Genomic DNA, 15,694 nt, shown 5'->3' on the forward strand with positions numbered 1-15,694 from the left:
AAGCCGACAGCATGTGTAACTATTTGTTATCATGCACACCATGCTCAGTATGATCTAAAGAGGTTGAAGACAGGTGGCTCTCGAATGTGATATATTATAGGTAGGTTATAGTTAACTTAGAACCAAACTCCGCCTGCTTTGGGAGCAGGGGGCCGGAGGTTCAAATCCTCTCGCCCCGACCATTTTAACTTAATAATTAAAGCGGATTAGCGTGTGTGGGCTCCAACGAATGATGACAATCCCACAACGAACGATGGCAAAATTCCTAAAACTTGTTGGGCCATTTCATTGTCGCGTGCATGACCCTCAAGATGACCACTGTCCCAGCCTTTTCCGCGTAGGGTAAAATATAAGGTAGGCTTGGAACGACGAGCTCTCTTGTTCCCGCAACTCTTCCAGGACGTCCCATTCCTGGCTGATCGGCTAACATTTTCACGGCATTCAAAATTTTCAGGGCCGCATCAGCCGCTGCCGTGGGTTTGTCGGCGGCAATATAATCCACGGCGCTGTCCAAATTATCAAGCGCTCTGCGGGTCCATTTAACGCGCATCTACACCCCATTTTTGAAATCGGTTAGCCACTTCATCATCCGTTGCGATCTCACCCTGTTCCACTTCTTTTAACCCATCCTTGACTTCATGAACAAACCACTCTTCGTATTCTAGAAACCTTTCTATGGCTTGTTTTATTACCCAGGACCTTGAACGGCTCAACTCACCCGCCAAATGATCAACACGCCCTATCATGCCTTCGTCAAGACGAACGGTTGTTGCTTTCATGAAGCACCTCCTCTATGTGTATTCCATAAGAATACACATGGCTACAAAAGAATCAAGTCTTGAAAGGTTCGTTTCGTATATGATTCATGGGTGGCGTCGAAAATAGCGCGCGACATCATGAAAGAAAAAATTTATGTGCGTTCACAATCAATGTTATTCTAACAAGTTACAACCTTGCTTCGGAAATTGACAAATGGTGGTGGAAAAATACCGGATATTGACACCATTTATTAGCGGTCATTGCCATTTATGGTTGTGGCTCGACTATTATTGTCTATGATTTCAAGCCCCCCATTGTCACCACTCGTTGGATCCTACACGTGACTGGATAATCCGCTTTTTTATTGTGTTTTGCTCGATTTGGCATTTGGTCTGGCCGATGCCTATCCTGCTGGGGATCGCCACCCTTGCCATAAGGGAACGCATTATTTGATCAGGCTTAATAAAATTGGCTGTTTTCGTAACAATTATTGAATTCTGTGAACGGTATTCACGAGTCAATGTCTTGACATTTGTCCGGACTATTATTATTGTATCCGTGCATACTAAACGAGAGGTGAATCATGGCCCTAACCAATTCACAGCATGCTGATCAAAAAAGACCCTCATCAAGAGTATTTTTGAAGGATCTCACGCCCTCCTTACATTTGAAATATGTTTTTGACACCTTCCCCTTATCCCGTGAAAAATTGGCACAATTGATTGGCGTGAGTCCTCGAACCCTGAACCGATGGACTAAATCCGGCGCAGGCCCTGAAAGACGCGAGCATATTAGGCGTTTATCAAAACTTCACGAAATTCTTGAACTCGGCATCAAGGTATATACTGCCCAAGGCCTGCGTACTTTCTTCAAGACACCACTGCCGGAGTTTGATCATCAGACAGCCTTCGATATTTTATCGATCGGAAGATTTGACGACGTGCTTGGAGCCTTGGCCGCTGACTATGAGGGACTTGGCAGTTGAGCATTACTGAGTATATCAAGCCATGGAGCGGTTATGCCTTTCGGCATATTCCGGATATTGCATCATCTGATGTCCGTGACTTCAGCTACTGTGCGTTGTCAAAAACCAACCGCTGGAATTCAAAAGGGGAGCCGACGCTTTATCTCGCCAAGGACAAATCGGTTGTGGTCGGAGAGTTTTCCCGCCATTTTTCAGAAGGCAGACCCCCGAAGCTTGTCACCCAAATGCACAGGCGGCAAATATGGAAACTTTCCGTGAGCCTCGGAAAAACCATTGACCTGTGCAATCTCAAAGCCTGCAAAGCGTTATCCTTAGACGATCCGCCCCAATGTTTTTCAAATATTCAAATTGCCAGAGCCACCGCTACATTTTTAAGGAACACATTAAAAATCGAAGCCATATTTGTACCGTCAATGGTATTCATGGATGATTTGTCTAAATGGTGCCTAGTATTTTTTTTAGAAAACTTACCTGAAGATTCTACGCAATTTTTTCCCAAGGCCAGTAAGGAAGGTTTTCTTGACATTCAGTAGATTTGATGTGGTTGACTGTGCTCCTGACAACGCTAAATCGAATCAGGACAGCTCCTCTATCAATGCCTTCGCAGCTATTAGATCCCTTGTACCGAAACCTTCTTCAAACCAATCGTAGGTCTTGCTCAGAAGCTCGAATGCATCTGATTTCTTGCCCTGGATTTGCCATATTCGGCTCAAAGACACTGCTGCTCTCAGTTCTAAGGATTTTGCGTCCTGTTGTTGAGCCCACCTGATCGCCCGGAGAAAGTTGGTTACCGCTTCATCATAATTGGACGTTTCTTGTATCTTGTCTTTTTCCCCCTGTATCAGCAATTGGCCCTTAAGCCGAAGCATTTCGGCAATGAAATAACGCTCACCCTTATTCTTTTCAGATAAAATTTGTGCCTCGGCGAGGACGGATAGTGCGTTCTCTCCCTGCCCCAATATTGCATACAGTTCGGCAAGAACGACCATCCATTGCGATACAAGTACTTTTGTTCCCGTAGCCTGGAATGCGACCAATCCCTCATGCAACTGAAAGATTCCCTCCTTTATTTGTCCTTGCTCAGCCAATGCCCACCCCTTCAGCATTGTGTCGAACGCGATAAAAAACACAAAACCCTGGTCGGCAGCGATCGTCATTGCAGCCTCTGCGTGTTCCATGGTTGGCTGGCTTTCCTTTCGGAGCAAGTGAACCCAACCTGCGAAATGATGTGCGGCGCTCAGGCTAAGCGGATGGGTCAACTCCTGTGCCATGGTAACTGCTTCTTGGGATCGCAGTAGCGCTTGGTCAGGATAACCCAGAAACCACAGAGCAATGGCTGAAAAGAAACGGCACGAGACTCCGGGGCTTTCTGCAAAAGAGGAGTGCTGTTGCCTGGAGTCGGTCAGATCAATGCCTTTCTCAAAATAGGCCCTGGCCTGAGAAAATTCACCAGACCACAAGGAAGTTTCCCCTATGGCACGGTAGGCGTCGGAAAGAAATGCATGGTCATTTGTAGTGTGGGCGAGATCGAGAAGTTGCTCCGCCAATGTTACTGCCTTAGGGAAATCCGAATTAACTAAATAATAATGCCATAATCCCCACAATGCCGGAAACTGCATCCGAGCCCCCCCGACCTGTTGACACAACTTGTAGGCCCGGCTACAGGCAACTTCCACCTCCGGTGCTGCAAATCCTTTGAGCGATGAAAGTGGAGGACCCATGGCGAGTTGTAGCATTAGCTCCTGCCGTGTGTGCTCTGGGTTTTTTGGCTGATCCTTAAGAAGCTCCAATCCCTTGGTAAAGTGTGCGATCGCTTCTTTGTTGGCAAAATGTTCCGTAGCACGCTGGCCAGCTTGATGCCAGTAAGAAATAGCCTCCATATTGAGTCCGGCTTCAGAGTAGTGATGGGCAATGACTTCAGGCTGGGCGGTTGCCAACGCTGAAAACTTTTTTATCAATGCGTCGGCGATTTTCCGGTGGTATCGTCGGCGTGTGTTTTTCAGCATTGATTGATAGGCCGTCTGCTGAATAAGTGCATGTTTAAAAGTAAATGTCGCTTTTGGGAACACGCCTCTCTGGTAAAGCAACTCAGATTCAACGAGTTGCTTCAATCCCTGCTGAAGCATCTGCTCGCCATGGGTCTGAATCGCGAGAAGCATTTCGTAGGGGAATTCTCTTCCAAGAATCGCGCATAGCTGAACCAATTCTTTGGCCGAAGCCAACCGATCCAAACGCGCCATCAAAGAATCTTGCAGCGTCATCGGAATCTTTAATGGAATAAATTTTCCAGCCAGCGTGTATTCTTTCACTTCCTCCCTAAGCAGTCCTGATTCCAGCACCATCTTGGTTAACTCCTCAACGAACAACGGCACACCATCGGTCTTTGTCAATATCTGTTCGAGGACCTCGGACGGCAGCGGCTTTGGGCCTGCTATGTGCTGAACCATATCTATGCTTTTTTTCCGGGTCAGGCGGTGGACCAAAAGGTTTGTCAGGTAGGCGCGAGAGCCCCACGGTGGATTGAAGTTGGGTCGAAAGGTGAACAGCGCGAAGATCGGAGTGGTTGCAATCTGATCCACCAGGAGATTGAGAAATTCAAGCGTAGTTGGATCAGCCCAATGCAGATCTTCGATAACCAGCAGCAATGGCTGCCGACTGGCGATCTCCAATAGCACGCCGAGCATGGTTTCAAAAATCAGTTTTTTCTGACGTTCAGGCGATAGTGTGGAGGGGGAATATTTGTCGCCCAACGGCACTGACAAAAGATCGCAAAAAACCGGAACAACCTCAGGGAGCTCAACACCATACTGCACAAGAAATCCTTCCAAACGGTTCAGTTTGTCCGTCTGGTCATCGCCAGGTTCGAACTGAAGAACGTACCTTTCAAGTAAATCGATCACCGGATGGAAGGCACTGTTCTGGTGGTACGCCGAACATTGACACGGAGTCAGCCACGCCTGTGGGTCCTGTGCGACGTGTTCCTCCAAAACCTTTACCAAGCGCGATTTGCCCATTCCTGCATCGCCGTGAAGGTGCACGACTTGCCCCATGCCTTCTTTAACCCATTGCCAGCACTCGAAGAGCAGGTTCGTTTCCTGCTCTCTACCCACAAGTGGTGTCAATCCTTTTGATAGAGGGTCCAGACGGTTTCTGGCCGTGCTCAGATGATCAATTTGACAGGCATCCATCGGTTGGGAAAACCCCTTGAGTATAAGATTTTCGAGTTCATGACACGCAAAAAAGCCTGCAATTAGTCGATAAGTTGCTGCACTAACGATGACTGTATTGGGTTTGGCCTGCCCCTGAAGACGTGCGGCGATGTTAGGCGTCTCTCCGATGGCTAATTTTTCACGTGTTGAGCCCTCGCCCACCTCTCCGGTGACGACTAGGCCAGTGTGAATGCCTACGCGTACCGACAGCTCTACTTTCCACTGCTCCTGAATGCTGGGATTCAAATGACTAAGGGCCTCGACGATAGCTAACCCTGCGCGAACCGAACGCTGGGCATCGTCTTCATGGGCCTGCGGGTAGCCAAAATAGACGAGCAACCCATCACCTAGATATTGCGCAATGTGCCCACCAAACCGCCGAATGATCTTGTTGCAGGCGTCCTGATATCTGTGTATCACTTCTCGCAGGTCCTCCGGGTCCAGCTTTCCCGATAGGCCGGTGGAATCCACCAAGTCGCAAAACATCACGGTGAGTTGCCGCCGCTCGGCATTAAGATCAATCTCCTGCTGAGTATCATCATCAACAGGAGAACCATTGGGCGTCAGCGCTTTTCCGCATTTCATGCAAAAAAGTGCATTTTCGGGTAATTCAGCACCGCAGTGCATACATTTTCTTAGTAGTTTCTTCCCGCATTTCATGCAGAAGATAGCTTCATGTGGATTGTTATGATGACACGTCGGACATTTCATAGATTCATCTCCAACTGAGGGAGTCCCTTCCCAAAAAGCTCCAAGGCCCAAGCTTGGCATAGACATGGAAAAAATAAAGAATTGCTGACTTTTTTGATTTTATAACTTATTAATAATAATACGGAAAAATGGAAGTGCAAAATTGTTATATCATCTAAGGTAGGAAAATATTTGGCGTGCCTTTTAGGAAGTGTTTTGCCTCACCGACGATTCCGGCACCGATACGGTTAACCCGGGCGTTTGGATTTCGTTTTTTCGCCCGTGGCAGGAGCGACCTATTTTTGGAATGATCAGAAATATGTCGGATACTGGTCTTTAAAAAAACCAATATGGAATCATATCTCAACAGAGGAAGAAACCATATGGAGAAGAATGCTCAACGTCCCACAACAGGGAAATTAGGCGTTCACTTATATTGTATGATTTCAAAATGTTAAAAATACTCATCGGAAATTCACAAATGACCGTGAAGAATCACCGGATATTGCCCAAATTTATTAGCGGCCATTGCCATTTTGGGTTGTGACTCGGTTAATCTTGTCTATAATTCCACCCCCCCATGGTCACCAATCGTTGGAGCCCACATTTATCCGCATGCCGGGGGGATTATCCCTCCTGGGCCAAACTTTACCACCCAGACACATCCAACTTTTCTCCTCTCAAAAATGTATCCAGAGCCTCTATTACGACACCGGTGGTGGTATTGCCGTTTTCCTTGGCGTATCTTTCAGCACGCTCAGCCAGCTTGCAAGGTAAATGAACCGTGATTTTTTTGGTATCGTCAGAACAATCGGAAAGGTCTTGTTGGTCATTCATGGGGTTCCTTTCGGTTGGTTCAAGGAAATTTTAAGGCCTGCCGAAAATTTATACCTCAATTGTTAAGTTTGATAAAGTCATCATCTAAACTAAACCCCACATGTCAGGATACAGGACAATGGTTCAATGGGGTCGTCCATTCCCTGATTCATCATACCGCTTGGTCTTACCTTATTTCTTACGTGTCACCATCCACCGGTATAGGTGGTCGGTTTGCAGCGGAATAAGTGGCCACCATGCGGCGGAATATGCATCCGGCATGGATGGTCTTTCACAAACCGGGAGGGAGGTCCCTTGTCCACTTCGGCAAAGGATCAACTTTTAATCGATAGTTTCCATCCCTCATCACAATCTTTTGTCTAAAGGGGTCGTCCCTTGATGAATTGCCCAATATCCTGACTTCATCGACAATCGACAAGGCTGTTTTAATATGACTGATCGTTCTGGGGATCCGTGAGTGAATCTTTTCCGCTGGCACGCTATGCCCCCCTTCGGCGACGCGTTGTTTAACCCTGGCTTCATTCAAGCTCGAATCGAACAAATGAATATATACCCGGATGATTTTGTAGCCACTGGCCTTTGCCTGACCTAAAAAATCGATCTCTGATGCATGAGAAAATACCGTTTCCAAACAAAAGGAAATTCCTTGAGAGATCAAGTCTTCTCTGATCCTTGCGGCCACGGTTGCAGCTTGATGGCTTATGGCCTCCGTATTCTCCGGATCGATATCTTGCGCTATCGAATCTGTATTCACAAACTTGATGCCGGTTTTGGCAGGATACAGTAGCCATCATTACCTCCTGTCAACGGCCCATGTGATAGTGCGGCAGTGTGCAACATTATGATGCGTATTGCTACAAAAATTAATATCAGCATGCAATTGTGTCAATCAAATTGAAAGGCACGTTCCAGGGTCTCATCCAGTCATCGGCGTCATCAATCCAGGAGGTGGCAATAGGGTCGAAGATTTAATTCCCGGATCAGCGGCTCTCGATATCTTTAGAGCGGAAATTGAGCCCACCCATAGGTCTATGTTGGATAAAGTTGCTTTTAATGGCACTTTATAGGAATCCGGACCCGATCCACTTCAATGGTGCTCGCAGTGAGAAAAGAACTACCGGGGTTGCCTTGCCGGCATCACCAGCAGACGGGGTATCAGCACCTCGTCTGGCTGTTCAAGCATAAAGCGGACGCAGCGGGCCACGTCTTCAGGCTCAAGCATTCCCTGGGCTGGATCGAATTTTTGTTCCTCGCTCCAGTGATCGAACAGGTGGGTGTTCGTCCGGCCCGGCTCGACCACGGCCGCCTTAACCCCGCTTCCGGCCAGCTCCATTCTCAGCGCGTCGGTCAACGCTTCCACGGCGAACTTGGTGCCGTTGTAGACGCCCAGGTGGGAGAAGGTCTTGAGCCCCGCAAGGCTCGAGGTATTGATCAAAAAGCCGCCTCCCTTTGCTTTCATGTGACGAAGCGCCACATAGCTCATACGCACCACCGACTCGAAGTTGAGCCGGACCATGGAGCAAAGCGCCTCGAGGTCGGCCTCTTCAATGCTACCAATATTCATGACCGCGGCGTTGTTGAAAACGGCGTCAAGCCGTCCGAATGTTTCCATGGCGGTGTCGACCAGCCTTTGCGGCAGTGCCGGATCGATCATGTCACCGGCAACCACCTTTGCACCGGGCAACCGCTTTGCCAGGTGATCAAGCCGCTCCTTGTTTCGGGCTGTGAGCAGGCACATCATCCCTGCTTCCGTCAACAGTTTGGCGGTTGCTTTTCCGATGCCGCTGTTGGCCCCGGTAATGAGAATGACTTTTCCTTCCAAGTCCATTATTCACCTCCTAGTATGGTTTCATAGTGAGAAACGGAACCATCGATACTATTCAGATAGTAGCCGAGTCTTTTTCCCCGCCGGGAAGATAGGCTTCGATGGTCAAGGTTGTGTTAGCACCTATCTTAAAAACACACTAAGTCCCATAGCGGCGCTATGCAACGGCTCAAAATGCTCACCTACGCCTGTTGATTGACAAGGTAAAACAACTTTTCCCGAGATTCCGGCCTCGCGACACCCAAGTTAATTTATTTGTTTTAACAAGCGATTGTCGAAAGCTGAGTTTTTTGGCCAGGTTTGAAACCCAATCCGAATGCAATGGCGATATGAATATATTGTGGTCATACCGGTTAGAACGCAAGCAGTGATTACGTACCACGATGATCGACCCACTCATCAGGCGAGTTCGAACCTTTTTGAAATGAGGAAAAGCCGAGCTAAATCCGGCTTGATCGCTCTCTGCAGATTGGTTGCGGCAAGGCAAAGGATATCCTGAACATAAAACGGCAGCTTCGCGGAGCGACGTTTTTTCTATATAATGTTATATAGTTATTATTCTGCGGCAGAACTCCTTGGAACTGTTTGGGGGCTTGAGGGGTTGTACCTCGGAATCAAAATTCCACCCTCAACGATAGTTAAAACTGGAGGACCGCTGTCGTCTGAACGCCAGATGCGTGCAGCAAAACAGCCGGCCGCCGGTTCCCAACCTTGGGGAATAAATTCGTACTCCCAGTCTGGTTGCCCATTCTCTTGTACCCGGGCATGGTAATGGTTGTCAGTATCCCAACATGAAATGCCAATAGTTACCTTGCCGGAGGTCGCTTTGATGGTATCATAGGCCTTTATCGCTGCCGCCATGTTGGGTCCTGCGCTGCGCTCAGCCATACCAACGACACCCAGAAAGATAGCCATCATCAGCGGAATGGGGTTCCACAGAAAAACGCTCAAAATTACGAGCAGAACTGCGCACGCCACCAGCCAGTTGTGAAAGTTAAGCGCCAGACCGGTTTTTACTAATGGCCTGAGATTGTCAATCTGCTGCTGTACAGTAGAAATTTTCATTCGCTTGTATCAAAAAAGAAGACAATCGCCGTGAATCAGAAAACCACCGTTGTTCTGCCACGAAACGTTTTCATGATGATCGATCAACGCTGCCGGGTAAAAAATCGAGAATGTGAAATCCATGTCCGATAATCGAACAACTCTGGAATTTTATTTTTCACTGCATGCCAGCAAGCCGCCAGCGAGAAACAGAATCACGGCGGTTGCCTTATTCTGAATATGGGTCAAACGCCGCTGTTTCATCCACATGAAGACTTTGGCCCCAAAAAGTGCGTATGCGATGGCACTGCTTCCCTGAATAAAAAAGAAGCTGATGGAAAGCGTAATAAAATGGCTGGTGTAGTGAACCGGTTCAATAAACTGGGGGAAAAGAACGGTGAACACAAGCACGGATTTAGGGTTGGACATGCCTGTGGCGAACCCCAAAGAAAACTGCCTTGATGAAGACACGCCGGAAACAATGTCCTCAAAACCACTGGCATTGGCTGACTGGCGCCAGTTTTTGACGGCAAGAATAAACAAGTACAGCACGCCGGCCCACTTGATAGTGTTGAAGACCAGCACGGACTCCTGGACGATCACGCCCAGCCCCAGGTAAACCACACCCATTTGCGCGAGGTAGGCGAAAGAACCGCCTGCAATGGCCGGAAGCGTGCGATAAAACCCGTTGCGCACACTCGACGACATGGAAAACATAGTCATGGGACCTGGGGTGTAGGCAATGGCCGTCATCAGAAGAAAAAAAGTGAACCAGGAGCTGAAACTCATCATCTTTTGTACCTCAGTGCATACTTGACAGCCCTGTATAGGAAAATTACTTCCCTACTATAGTCCCCACGCGTCGACCAACCGGGTCGAGTATCTGGTTACCAACACGTTTTCCTGACCGGAGGCGGAGCAGGTCACCGTCCGTATCTCCGTGAACATTGGGGATCGTTAACCCAATGCGGCGACCCTGTCTGTCAATCACGATTTCACGTCCCGTCCCAACAGCGTTGGGAGCGAGGGGCCGACCGGCATAATCATGGTGTCTTTTCGTTTCTGGACGAGTGACAGCCGGCCCGATGCCTTTGCCATAGAAGTCTTTCAGGATTTCATTGGCACTCGCAGGCGCGGCAACAGCGGCAGCCAGAAACAAGATAAAAAAATATGGTAGGTATTGGATCATGGGTCAATAGTATAGCACAAAAATGCCGCTTCAATAGGTTGGTTAGGTCTGACACGCCCCTCAAGGGTTGACCCGGACCCATTCAGTTCGGCACACGATCAGTTTATACAAGCGTGAATTTGCATGAATGGTAACCGCGAAAAGGGGCTTTTGTAAACCCAGGGTTGCATTCCCGGCAGTTTTAGGACGGAATCGATAATCATCCACATAGAGAAGGTCCACGCCAGGTTGGTTTTTAAAATTGAGATCCGAGATGCAAAAGGCGTAAAAGAGAATCGGTAGGACAAATATCATGGCCATGTATGCCACCAGACCATCGTTGATGGCGTCCAGTTTCTCGATCAATGATTGACCGGGTGATCTTCGGCAGGGGGAATGCGCTCGCTGCGGCGGTCCAAGACGACACCGGTGCCTTGAACGTCGTCCAATGGCTGATTAACTTATAGGTCAGACTCGATCCTGAGTTGAACGATTAAATTAGCCCAGGAGGTGACGACATGGATAATGGCCATCACAAAGATTCCGCGACCTGTTCGCAAAATTGCGAGGAACTTTTCCGCGAATGCCTGCGCCGTGGCAATGGGGAAACCTTCTGCCGCATCCGGCGGGCGCCCTGCGATTCCAGCTGCTTCGACGCGTAAACCACCATTCTTCGACGGCCACTCGTGACTAAGCCGGGACCGGCTGTCAGGCCGACCCCGGCCTTTTCATCACCTACGTGGAGAAACACCTATTTCGCCCTGGAAAGGGGCTTTCGATGAGATTAAGATGGGCTTTGCCATTGAAAACAAGCCTGCTGGCCGTTCTGGTTGGTGCGTGCATGGCCACGGTACCGCTGTCGATGCAGGTGCGTTTCTCATCACCGCCGTTTCGAATCGGTCTGCAGCCCGCGTCAGCGGCCGAAAAATACGGCATCCTGGGCCGCGAGGCGCCGGAACTGGACTTGAACACCTGGATCGACGGCGATGGAGAGGCCATTGCTCCCGTTCGTCTTGGGGATTTTCGGGGCAGCGTCGTTTACCTCAATTTTTTCCAGGACTACCGATCGGGAGGCACTCCCTGGACCGTGGTCATCGGTCCAGCCGGGCAGGTCGTCTACAATGGATTTCGTATCGAGGCCGACGAGGCAAAGCCATTGATCGACCGGCTGATCGGCGATATGGATTGATGGATCCGGCCGGACGGTTCAGGGCCTCATCTGGCCTTCAACTCAAAGATCCCCGGGCGGTCGCCTTCGGATGTGACCAGCAGCGACATGCCGTCCGGCGAAAAGCAGATCGCTTCACGCTGGCGCAGCAAACGGCCGTCGTGGGGCGAAGGCAGGCGGATCATGGCCGGCCTTTCTTTTACTGCAGACGCCCAGGATTCTCTAAACATACGAGAAAACAGGTAGGCATGCTGGTAGGTCAGCACCACCATCTTACGGCCGTCCGGGGAGATATCGAGTGCCGTGGGTTGGGAGTAGTATGCACCGAAGACATGCCTCCGGTCCTGGTTTGACGGTGGCGGAATCCGCTCGATGGCCCCCACCCGCCTTGCGGTCACCGCACTGCCGGCCCCAGTCGCGGACAGCGGCACGGCAAACAGCAGCGGCGGTTTGTCGCGTTTGGTCACGATGAGAACTTCTCCGGCAGCCGCATCCACAGCCACCCCTTCGGCATCGTATTTCCCATCCGGGTAAGAAAAATCGATGCGCCAGGCCAGATCAACCGTGCCGGAATGCCGAACCAGGTCGCTGCCCGGCCCGGGCTCTTCAACCACATAGAGCGTGTATTGTTCTCGCCGCCGGTTGTTGTCGCCGACATCGGCGATGAGAATCATCGGTCGGCCCTGCCACACGAACGTGTCCATGTCCTCCCAGTCCCGGTTCTTGGCGCCGGCCACCCGCACGCTGCCCCGGTCGCTGCCGTCAAGGCCAAGCGCGCAGATAAACGGGCCGTTGCCGCTGTCATTGACAGCCCACAACAGATCGTCGGCAATCAAGGACGCGTCCATGCCCGAACATTCCACGAGACGGTCTGATTCGATTCGTCCGGCCAGAACAGCCTCGCCGAATCGGGCCTCCGCCAGGGTCTGGGTCGAATCCTGTGCAAAAGCAGGATTTAAAACCGGGGCAAGGATCAGATAGAAGCTGACAGCGTGCAGCACAAGGTTGAACATGATTCCCATGGCAGGCATCCCGTCGATTCACAGGTCATCATCGACGCACATGGACGCGGCAACGCCAGGCGCCGGAAAAAGAAATAAAGCAAGGCGTCGGTTCTGCTCACAGCATGTCCTTTTGAAAGGGCATCTGGAAAAAAACCGGGTTACGGACAATCCTTAAGGCAAATTTCAACCTTTCAGGAGGATGTCGTACCCGACGCTGGATCACTGCCTGGTAACTCCTGCCAAGGCCGTTGAAGCACCGGTGTGAAGCACCATGTCGGCCATCCCGTCCAATGGTGTGGGATCTTTGTTGATGATGATCACGATAGCCCCGTTTTGTTTGGCGATGGTGGGTAAGGATGCGGCCGGCTGCACCACCAGGGAGCTGCCGATAACCAGAAAAAGATCACAGTCCCGGCTGGCCTTCACAGCCCGGTCAAGCACATCTCGGGACAGGGACTCGCCGAAAAACACCACATCGGGCTTGAGCGGTCCACGGCATGCCGGGCAAACAGGCGGCAGTTGTTCCGCCAGTATACCGAAAACCTCATCCATGGAATATTCAAGTCTGCACGTCAGGCATTTGATGCGCCGTGTATTGCCATGAAGTTCGAGGACATTCCGAGACCCGCCCAGCTGGTGAAGCCCATCAATATTCTGGGTTATCAAGCACTTTAAAAGGCCCTGTTTTTCCAAACCAGCCAGCGTTGCGTGGGCCATATTGGGTTCGGCCGATGCAATGAGCGGGTACCTGATGTCTTTGAAAAAGTTCCAGTAGTAGGCTGGGTCTTTAAGAAAATAGTCAATATCGGCAAACTTGGCCGGGTCATAGGTATTCCACAATCCATCATCCCCTCGATACGTGGGGATGCCACTTTCAGCTGAAATCCCCGCACCGGTGAAAACGGTGATGGACTCTGCTGCATCAATATACCGTTTTAGCGTATCTGTTTGTTCATTGCGCATCCTGGCGTCCTTCATCGCGTTAGCAGGCCTCTGGAGCCTGCCGATATATCTCGTATGATACAGGAACTGTCATTATCAATGCAATGCATGGACAGCAATTTCTTTTCCTCGCGACGGCGGCGAAAAGTCCTGACCGTTTCCTGGACATAACCATGCCCGCCGATCTACGCACGGAACCATCCTTCCCGTTACCCTTGGCACCGGTCTGTTTCAACGGACATCCTCAAGTCCATCAGCGCTGCCGGCAAAACGAAACCCATCGCCAATGGCCAGCCATCTCCAACACATAGGTAGTTTTGACCTCCCACCATACGGCCAACCGGCTCATATTGCATATCTGGCTGGATGCTGTAAATTACTCTCAGCAAGTAACCACTGACCAACCAAATGACAGATGAGGTGATATCATGGCCGAAAATAAGACCCAGGACTACTTTGACGACAATGACGAGGGACATGTGGATACCCGTGAAGCCAACTTTAAATGTGAGAATCCCGACAGGCATCTGGGCTGCGATCTGAATATCGATGTGATGGGATAGGAAGAAAGGAAGGTGCCCCATGATAGGTTTGACACTGACGCTCATTACGCTGAGTTACTTCATCAATAGATGTATAGCCGGCCGGACATCAGGCGCTACCTGTAAAATTTGAGGGCATGATCGACGGCAGAGCTTCGGAATAAAAAGGATAACAGTTCGCGTCCGCCGAAGGGCGGCAAAAAAAGGCAGAGCCTCAAACGAGGCTCTGCCTTTTTGCTGGTGCTGAAAAACCGCTCCATCCAGGAAACTCATACTTTAAGCATGTATCGTCAGACTTTTCCCAAAAGCCTCGAAAGCACGCCCTTTTTAGGTGGCTCGGGCGCTGGCAGTTTCAAATGGCGGCAAATGCTGACCTCAACCTCGTGCTGGGATACATGTTGTCCCTCGACGACGATTTCATCGGCGACCATGACGGCGGGGGCCACCGGCAGGTCCAACCCGAAATAGGCGTCCGTCATGTAGGCCGCTTTGGGGTGGGAGGTGACTTCAATATCAATCGGGTATTTATTACCCAACCTGGGCATCATCTGTTTAAAACGTTTTCAAGGCTTTCCGTTTGGCTCATTGAAAAAAAACCTGACTTTGAGCATGTGGCCCTCCTTATCCGTTACCCAACGACCTATTTATCAGATCCAGTTTGGATCAATCCGCTAATATGATGCAAGAACGGGTCTGGCGGCACGAAATCCACCAATCGCAGATCGACGCGTTCGTGACCCTGCCCGTCCAAAAAAACTACTGTGGGTACCCCCTTGACTTGATATTGCTTCAATAGGCGTTCATGAACCGGATTGCCTCCCTGGGTCACATCTACCTTGATCAAGGTAAAATGGCGTTCAGCCTGTTGGACCACGCCTGCATGATGAAAGGTGACCGCATCGAGTTCGCGGCAAGGGCTGCACCAGTCAGCCGAAAAAGCGATAATCACCGGTCTGCTTTCATTCTTTGATTCCGCCAGCAATCGATCCGAGTATGCCTTCCAGGAAATTCCAGGCCCTTGCGTAAAACCGTTCCAAATAACAAGGGTAGCGATTACCACTGCCGCAATTCCTGCAGTGGTCTTGATCCAGTCGAATGCACGAAAACTGGCCCTGGTCCGGTCGATCCAACCCAGATGGAGCCCTGCGGCCAGAGCGACGATGGCGGGAAGAAGAATTCCGACCATTTTGGGTAAAACCGGTATGATAAAATATATGGCCATTGCCACCAGAATCCAGCCCATCAGCTTTCTGACCCAGAGCATCCATTCGCCCGAGCGAGGAAGCCGGTTAAGGTTTCCGGAGAAAATGGCCAAGAAGAAAAGCGGCAATCCGAGGCCGAGACTCAGGGTAAAAAACACAACAAATCCCAGCCATGGGCTGCCCATGCCGGCAACCCAGGTCAGCAGCCCCAAAACAAAGGGACCAATGCAGGGTGCGGCCACGACGCCCATGGTCAACCCCATGAACAGGGTGCCAACATACCCGGCATGGGATCTCGATGCGGCCTGAATCAGGCCGC

General features: G+C 50.3%; 16 protein-coding genes. 4 read left to right on the forward strand and 12 right to left on the reverse strand.

Annotated elements, in window-relative coordinates; translation table 11 throughout:
* Positions 1-265: 265 nt before the first annotated feature.
* Together ABYV26_RS08400 and ABYV26_RS08405 are read right to left on the reverse strand one after the other, a co-directional pair.
* Positions 266-502, reverse strand: coding sequence for a type II toxin-antitoxin system RelE/ParE family toxin (locus ABYV26_RS08400; protein WP_372680001.1), 237 nt, complete (start codon positions 500-502; stop codon positions 266-268).
* A gap of 37 nt (positions 503-539) precedes the next feature.
* Entirely contained in the window at positions 540-779 is a 240-nt protein-coding gene (locus ABYV26_RS08405; RefSeq protein ID WP_372680003.1) for a CopG family ribbon-helix-helix protein, read from the reverse strand.
* Between the two features lie 563 nt (positions 780-1,342).
* On the opposite strand from ABYV26_RS08405, the gene ABYV26_RS08410 reads away from it, so the two are divergent.
* Positions 1,343-1,744 (forward strand): hypothetical protein, encoded by a 402-nt coding sequence (locus ABYV26_RS08410; RefSeq protein ID WP_372680004.1) that lies wholly within the window; start codon positions 1,343-1,345, stop codon positions 1,742-1,744.
* Complete coding sequence (locus ABYV26_RS08415) at positions 1,741-2,277, forward strand: RES domain-containing protein (RefSeq protein WP_372680006.1); 537 nt, start codon at positions 1,741-1,743, stop codon at positions 2,275-2,277. Before ABYV26_RS08410 ends, ABYV26_RS08415 begins: the two co-directional genes overlap by 4 nt.
* A 42-nt stretch (positions 2,278-2,319) precedes the next feature.
* Here ABYV26_RS08415 and ABYV26_RS08420 read toward each other — a convergent pair whose 3' ends face one another.
* From ABYV26_RS08420 to ABYV26_RS08445, 6 genes are all read right to left on the reverse strand, one after another.
* The gene (locus ABYV26_RS08420; RefSeq protein ID WP_372680008.1) at positions 2,320-5,664 is read right to left on the reverse strand and encodes an AAA family ATPase; all 3,345 of its coding nucleotides are present in this window, start codon (positions 5,662-5,664) and stop codon (positions 2,320-2,322) included.
* Between the two features lie 627 nt (positions 5,665-6,291).
* Positions 6,292-6,480, reverse strand: coding sequence for a hypothetical protein (locus ABYV26_RS08425; protein ID WP_372680010.1), 189 nt, complete (start codon positions 6,478-6,480; stop codon positions 6,292-6,294).
* 271 nt (positions 6,481-6,751) lie between these two features.
* Positions 6,752-7,234: a zeta toxin family protein gene (locus tag ABYV26_RS08430; RefSeq protein WP_372680011.1), complete on the reverse strand. Its 483-nt coding sequence runs from the start codon at positions 7,232-7,234 to the stop codon at positions 6,752-6,754.
* A gap of 360 nt (positions 7,235-7,594) precedes the next feature.
* The gene (locus ABYV26_RS08435; protein ID WP_372680013.1) at positions 7,595-8,308 is read right to left on the reverse strand and encodes an SDR family oxidoreductase; all 714 of its coding nucleotides are present in this window, start codon (positions 8,306-8,308) and stop codon (positions 7,595-7,597) included.
* A gap of 552 nt (positions 8,309-8,860) precedes the next feature.
* Positions 8,861-9,370, reverse strand: coding sequence for a hypothetical protein (locus tag ABYV26_RS08440; RefSeq protein WP_372680015.1), 510 nt, complete (start codon positions 9,368-9,370; stop codon positions 8,861-8,863).
* A 150-nt stretch (positions 9,371-9,520) separates the two neighbouring features.
* Positions 9,521-10,141: a LysE family translocator gene (locus tag ABYV26_RS08445; RefSeq protein WP_372680017.1), complete on the reverse strand. Its 621-nt coding sequence runs from the start codon at positions 10,139-10,141 to the stop codon at positions 9,521-9,523.
* 1,154 nt (positions 10,142-11,295) lie between these two features.
* On the opposite strand from ABYV26_RS08445, the gene ABYV26_RS08450 reads away from it, so the two are divergent.
* Positions 11,296-11,706, forward strand: a complete 411-nt coding sequence (locus ABYV26_RS08450; protein ID WP_372680019.1) for a hypothetical protein — start codon at positions 11,296-11,298, stop codon at positions 11,704-11,706.
* Positions 11,707-11,732: 26 nt separating this feature from the next.
* Here the strand turns inward: ABYV26_RS08450 and ABYV26_RS08455 are convergent, their stop codons facing one another.
* Positions 11,733-12,707, reverse strand: coding sequence for a hypothetical protein (locus ABYV26_RS08455; RefSeq protein ID WP_372680021.1), 975 nt, complete (start codon positions 12,705-12,707; stop codon positions 11,733-11,735).
* A gap of 201 nt (positions 12,708-12,908) precedes the next feature.
* Positions 12,909-13,652 carry an NAD-dependent deacetylase gene (locus tag ABYV26_RS08460; RefSeq protein ID WP_372680023.1) on the reverse strand — a complete coding sequence of 248 codons (744 nt, stop codon included), beginning with the start codon at positions 13,650-13,652 and terminating at the stop codon, positions 12,909-12,911.
* A gap of 407 nt (positions 13,653-14,059) precedes the next feature.
* Between ABYV26_RS08460 and ABYV26_RS08465 the strand changes: the two genes are divergently transcribed.
* The gene (locus ABYV26_RS08465) at positions 14,060-14,194 is read left to right on the forward strand and encodes a hypothetical protein (RefSeq protein ID WP_372680025.1); all 135 of its coding nucleotides are present in this window, start codon (positions 14,060-14,062) and stop codon (positions 14,192-14,194) included.
* A 269-nt stretch (positions 14,195-14,463) separates the two neighbouring features.
* On the opposite strand, the gene tsoC is transcribed toward ABYV26_RS08465, so the two are convergent.
* Positions 14,464-14,784, reverse strand: a complete 321-nt coding sequence (gene tsoC / locus ABYV26_RS08470; RefSeq protein WP_372680027.1) for an NEPxGxxU motif selenoprotein TsoC — start codon at positions 14,782-14,784, stop codon at positions 14,464-14,466.
* Positions 14,785-14,813: 29 nt separating this feature from the next.
* The coding region (locus ABYV26_RS08475; RefSeq protein ID WP_372680029.1) for a protein-disulfide reductase DsbD family protein at positions 14,814-15,694 on the reverse strand (881 nt) is incomplete at its 5' end.

It is taken from the genome of Desulfosarcina sp. (assembly GCF_041551955.1).
GTDB lineage: Bacteria > Desulfobacterota > Desulfobacteria > Desulfobacterales > Desulfosarcinaceae > Desulfosarcina.

Excerpts from the sequence above, each read along its gene's own strand:
- ABYV26_RS08420 (WP_372680008.1), bottom strand. The coding sequence starts at position 5,664 with ATGAAATGTCCGACGTGTCATCATAACAATCCACATGAAGCTATCTTC.
- ABYV26_RS08405 (WP_372680003.1), bottom strand. The coding sequence starts at position 779 with ATGAAAGCAACAACCGTTCGTCTTGACGAAGGCATGATAGGGCGTGTT.
- ABYV26_RS08410 (WP_372680004.1), top strand. The coding sequence starts at position 1,343 with ATGGCCCTAACCAATTCACAGCATGCTGATCAAAAAAGACCCTCATCA.
- ABYV26_RS08425 (WP_372680010.1), bottom strand. The coding sequence starts at position 6,480 with ATGAATGACCAACAAGACCTTTCCGATTGTTCTGACGATACCAAAAAA.
- ABYV26_RS08440 (WP_372680015.1), bottom strand. The coding sequence starts at position 9,370 with ATGAAAATTTCTACTGTACAGCAGCAGATTGACAATCTCAGGCCATTA.
- ABYV26_RS08465 (WP_372680025.1), top strand. The coding sequence starts at position 14,060 with ATGGCCGAAAATAAGACCCAGGACTACTTTGACGACAATGACGAGGGA.
- ABYV26_RS08435 (WP_372680013.1), bottom strand. The coding sequence starts at position 8,308 with ATGGACTTGGAAGGAAAAGTCATTCTCATTACCGGGGCCAACAGCGGC.
- ABYV26_RS08445 (WP_372680017.1), bottom strand. The coding sequence starts at position 10,141 with ATGATGAGTTTCAGCTCCTGGTTCACTTTTTTTCTTCTGATGACGGCC.
- ABYV26_RS08460 (WP_372680023.1), bottom strand. The coding sequence starts at position 13,652 with ATGCGCAATGAACAAACAGATACGCTAAAACGGTATATTGATGCAGCA.
- ABYV26_RS08450 (WP_372680019.1), top strand. The coding sequence starts at position 11,296 with ATGAGATTAAGATGGGCTTTGCCATTGAAAACAAGCCTGCTGGCCGTT.
- ABYV26_RS08455 (WP_372680021.1), bottom strand. The coding sequence starts at position 12,707 with ATGGGAATCATGTTCAACCTTGTGCTGCACGCTGTCAGCTTCTATCTG.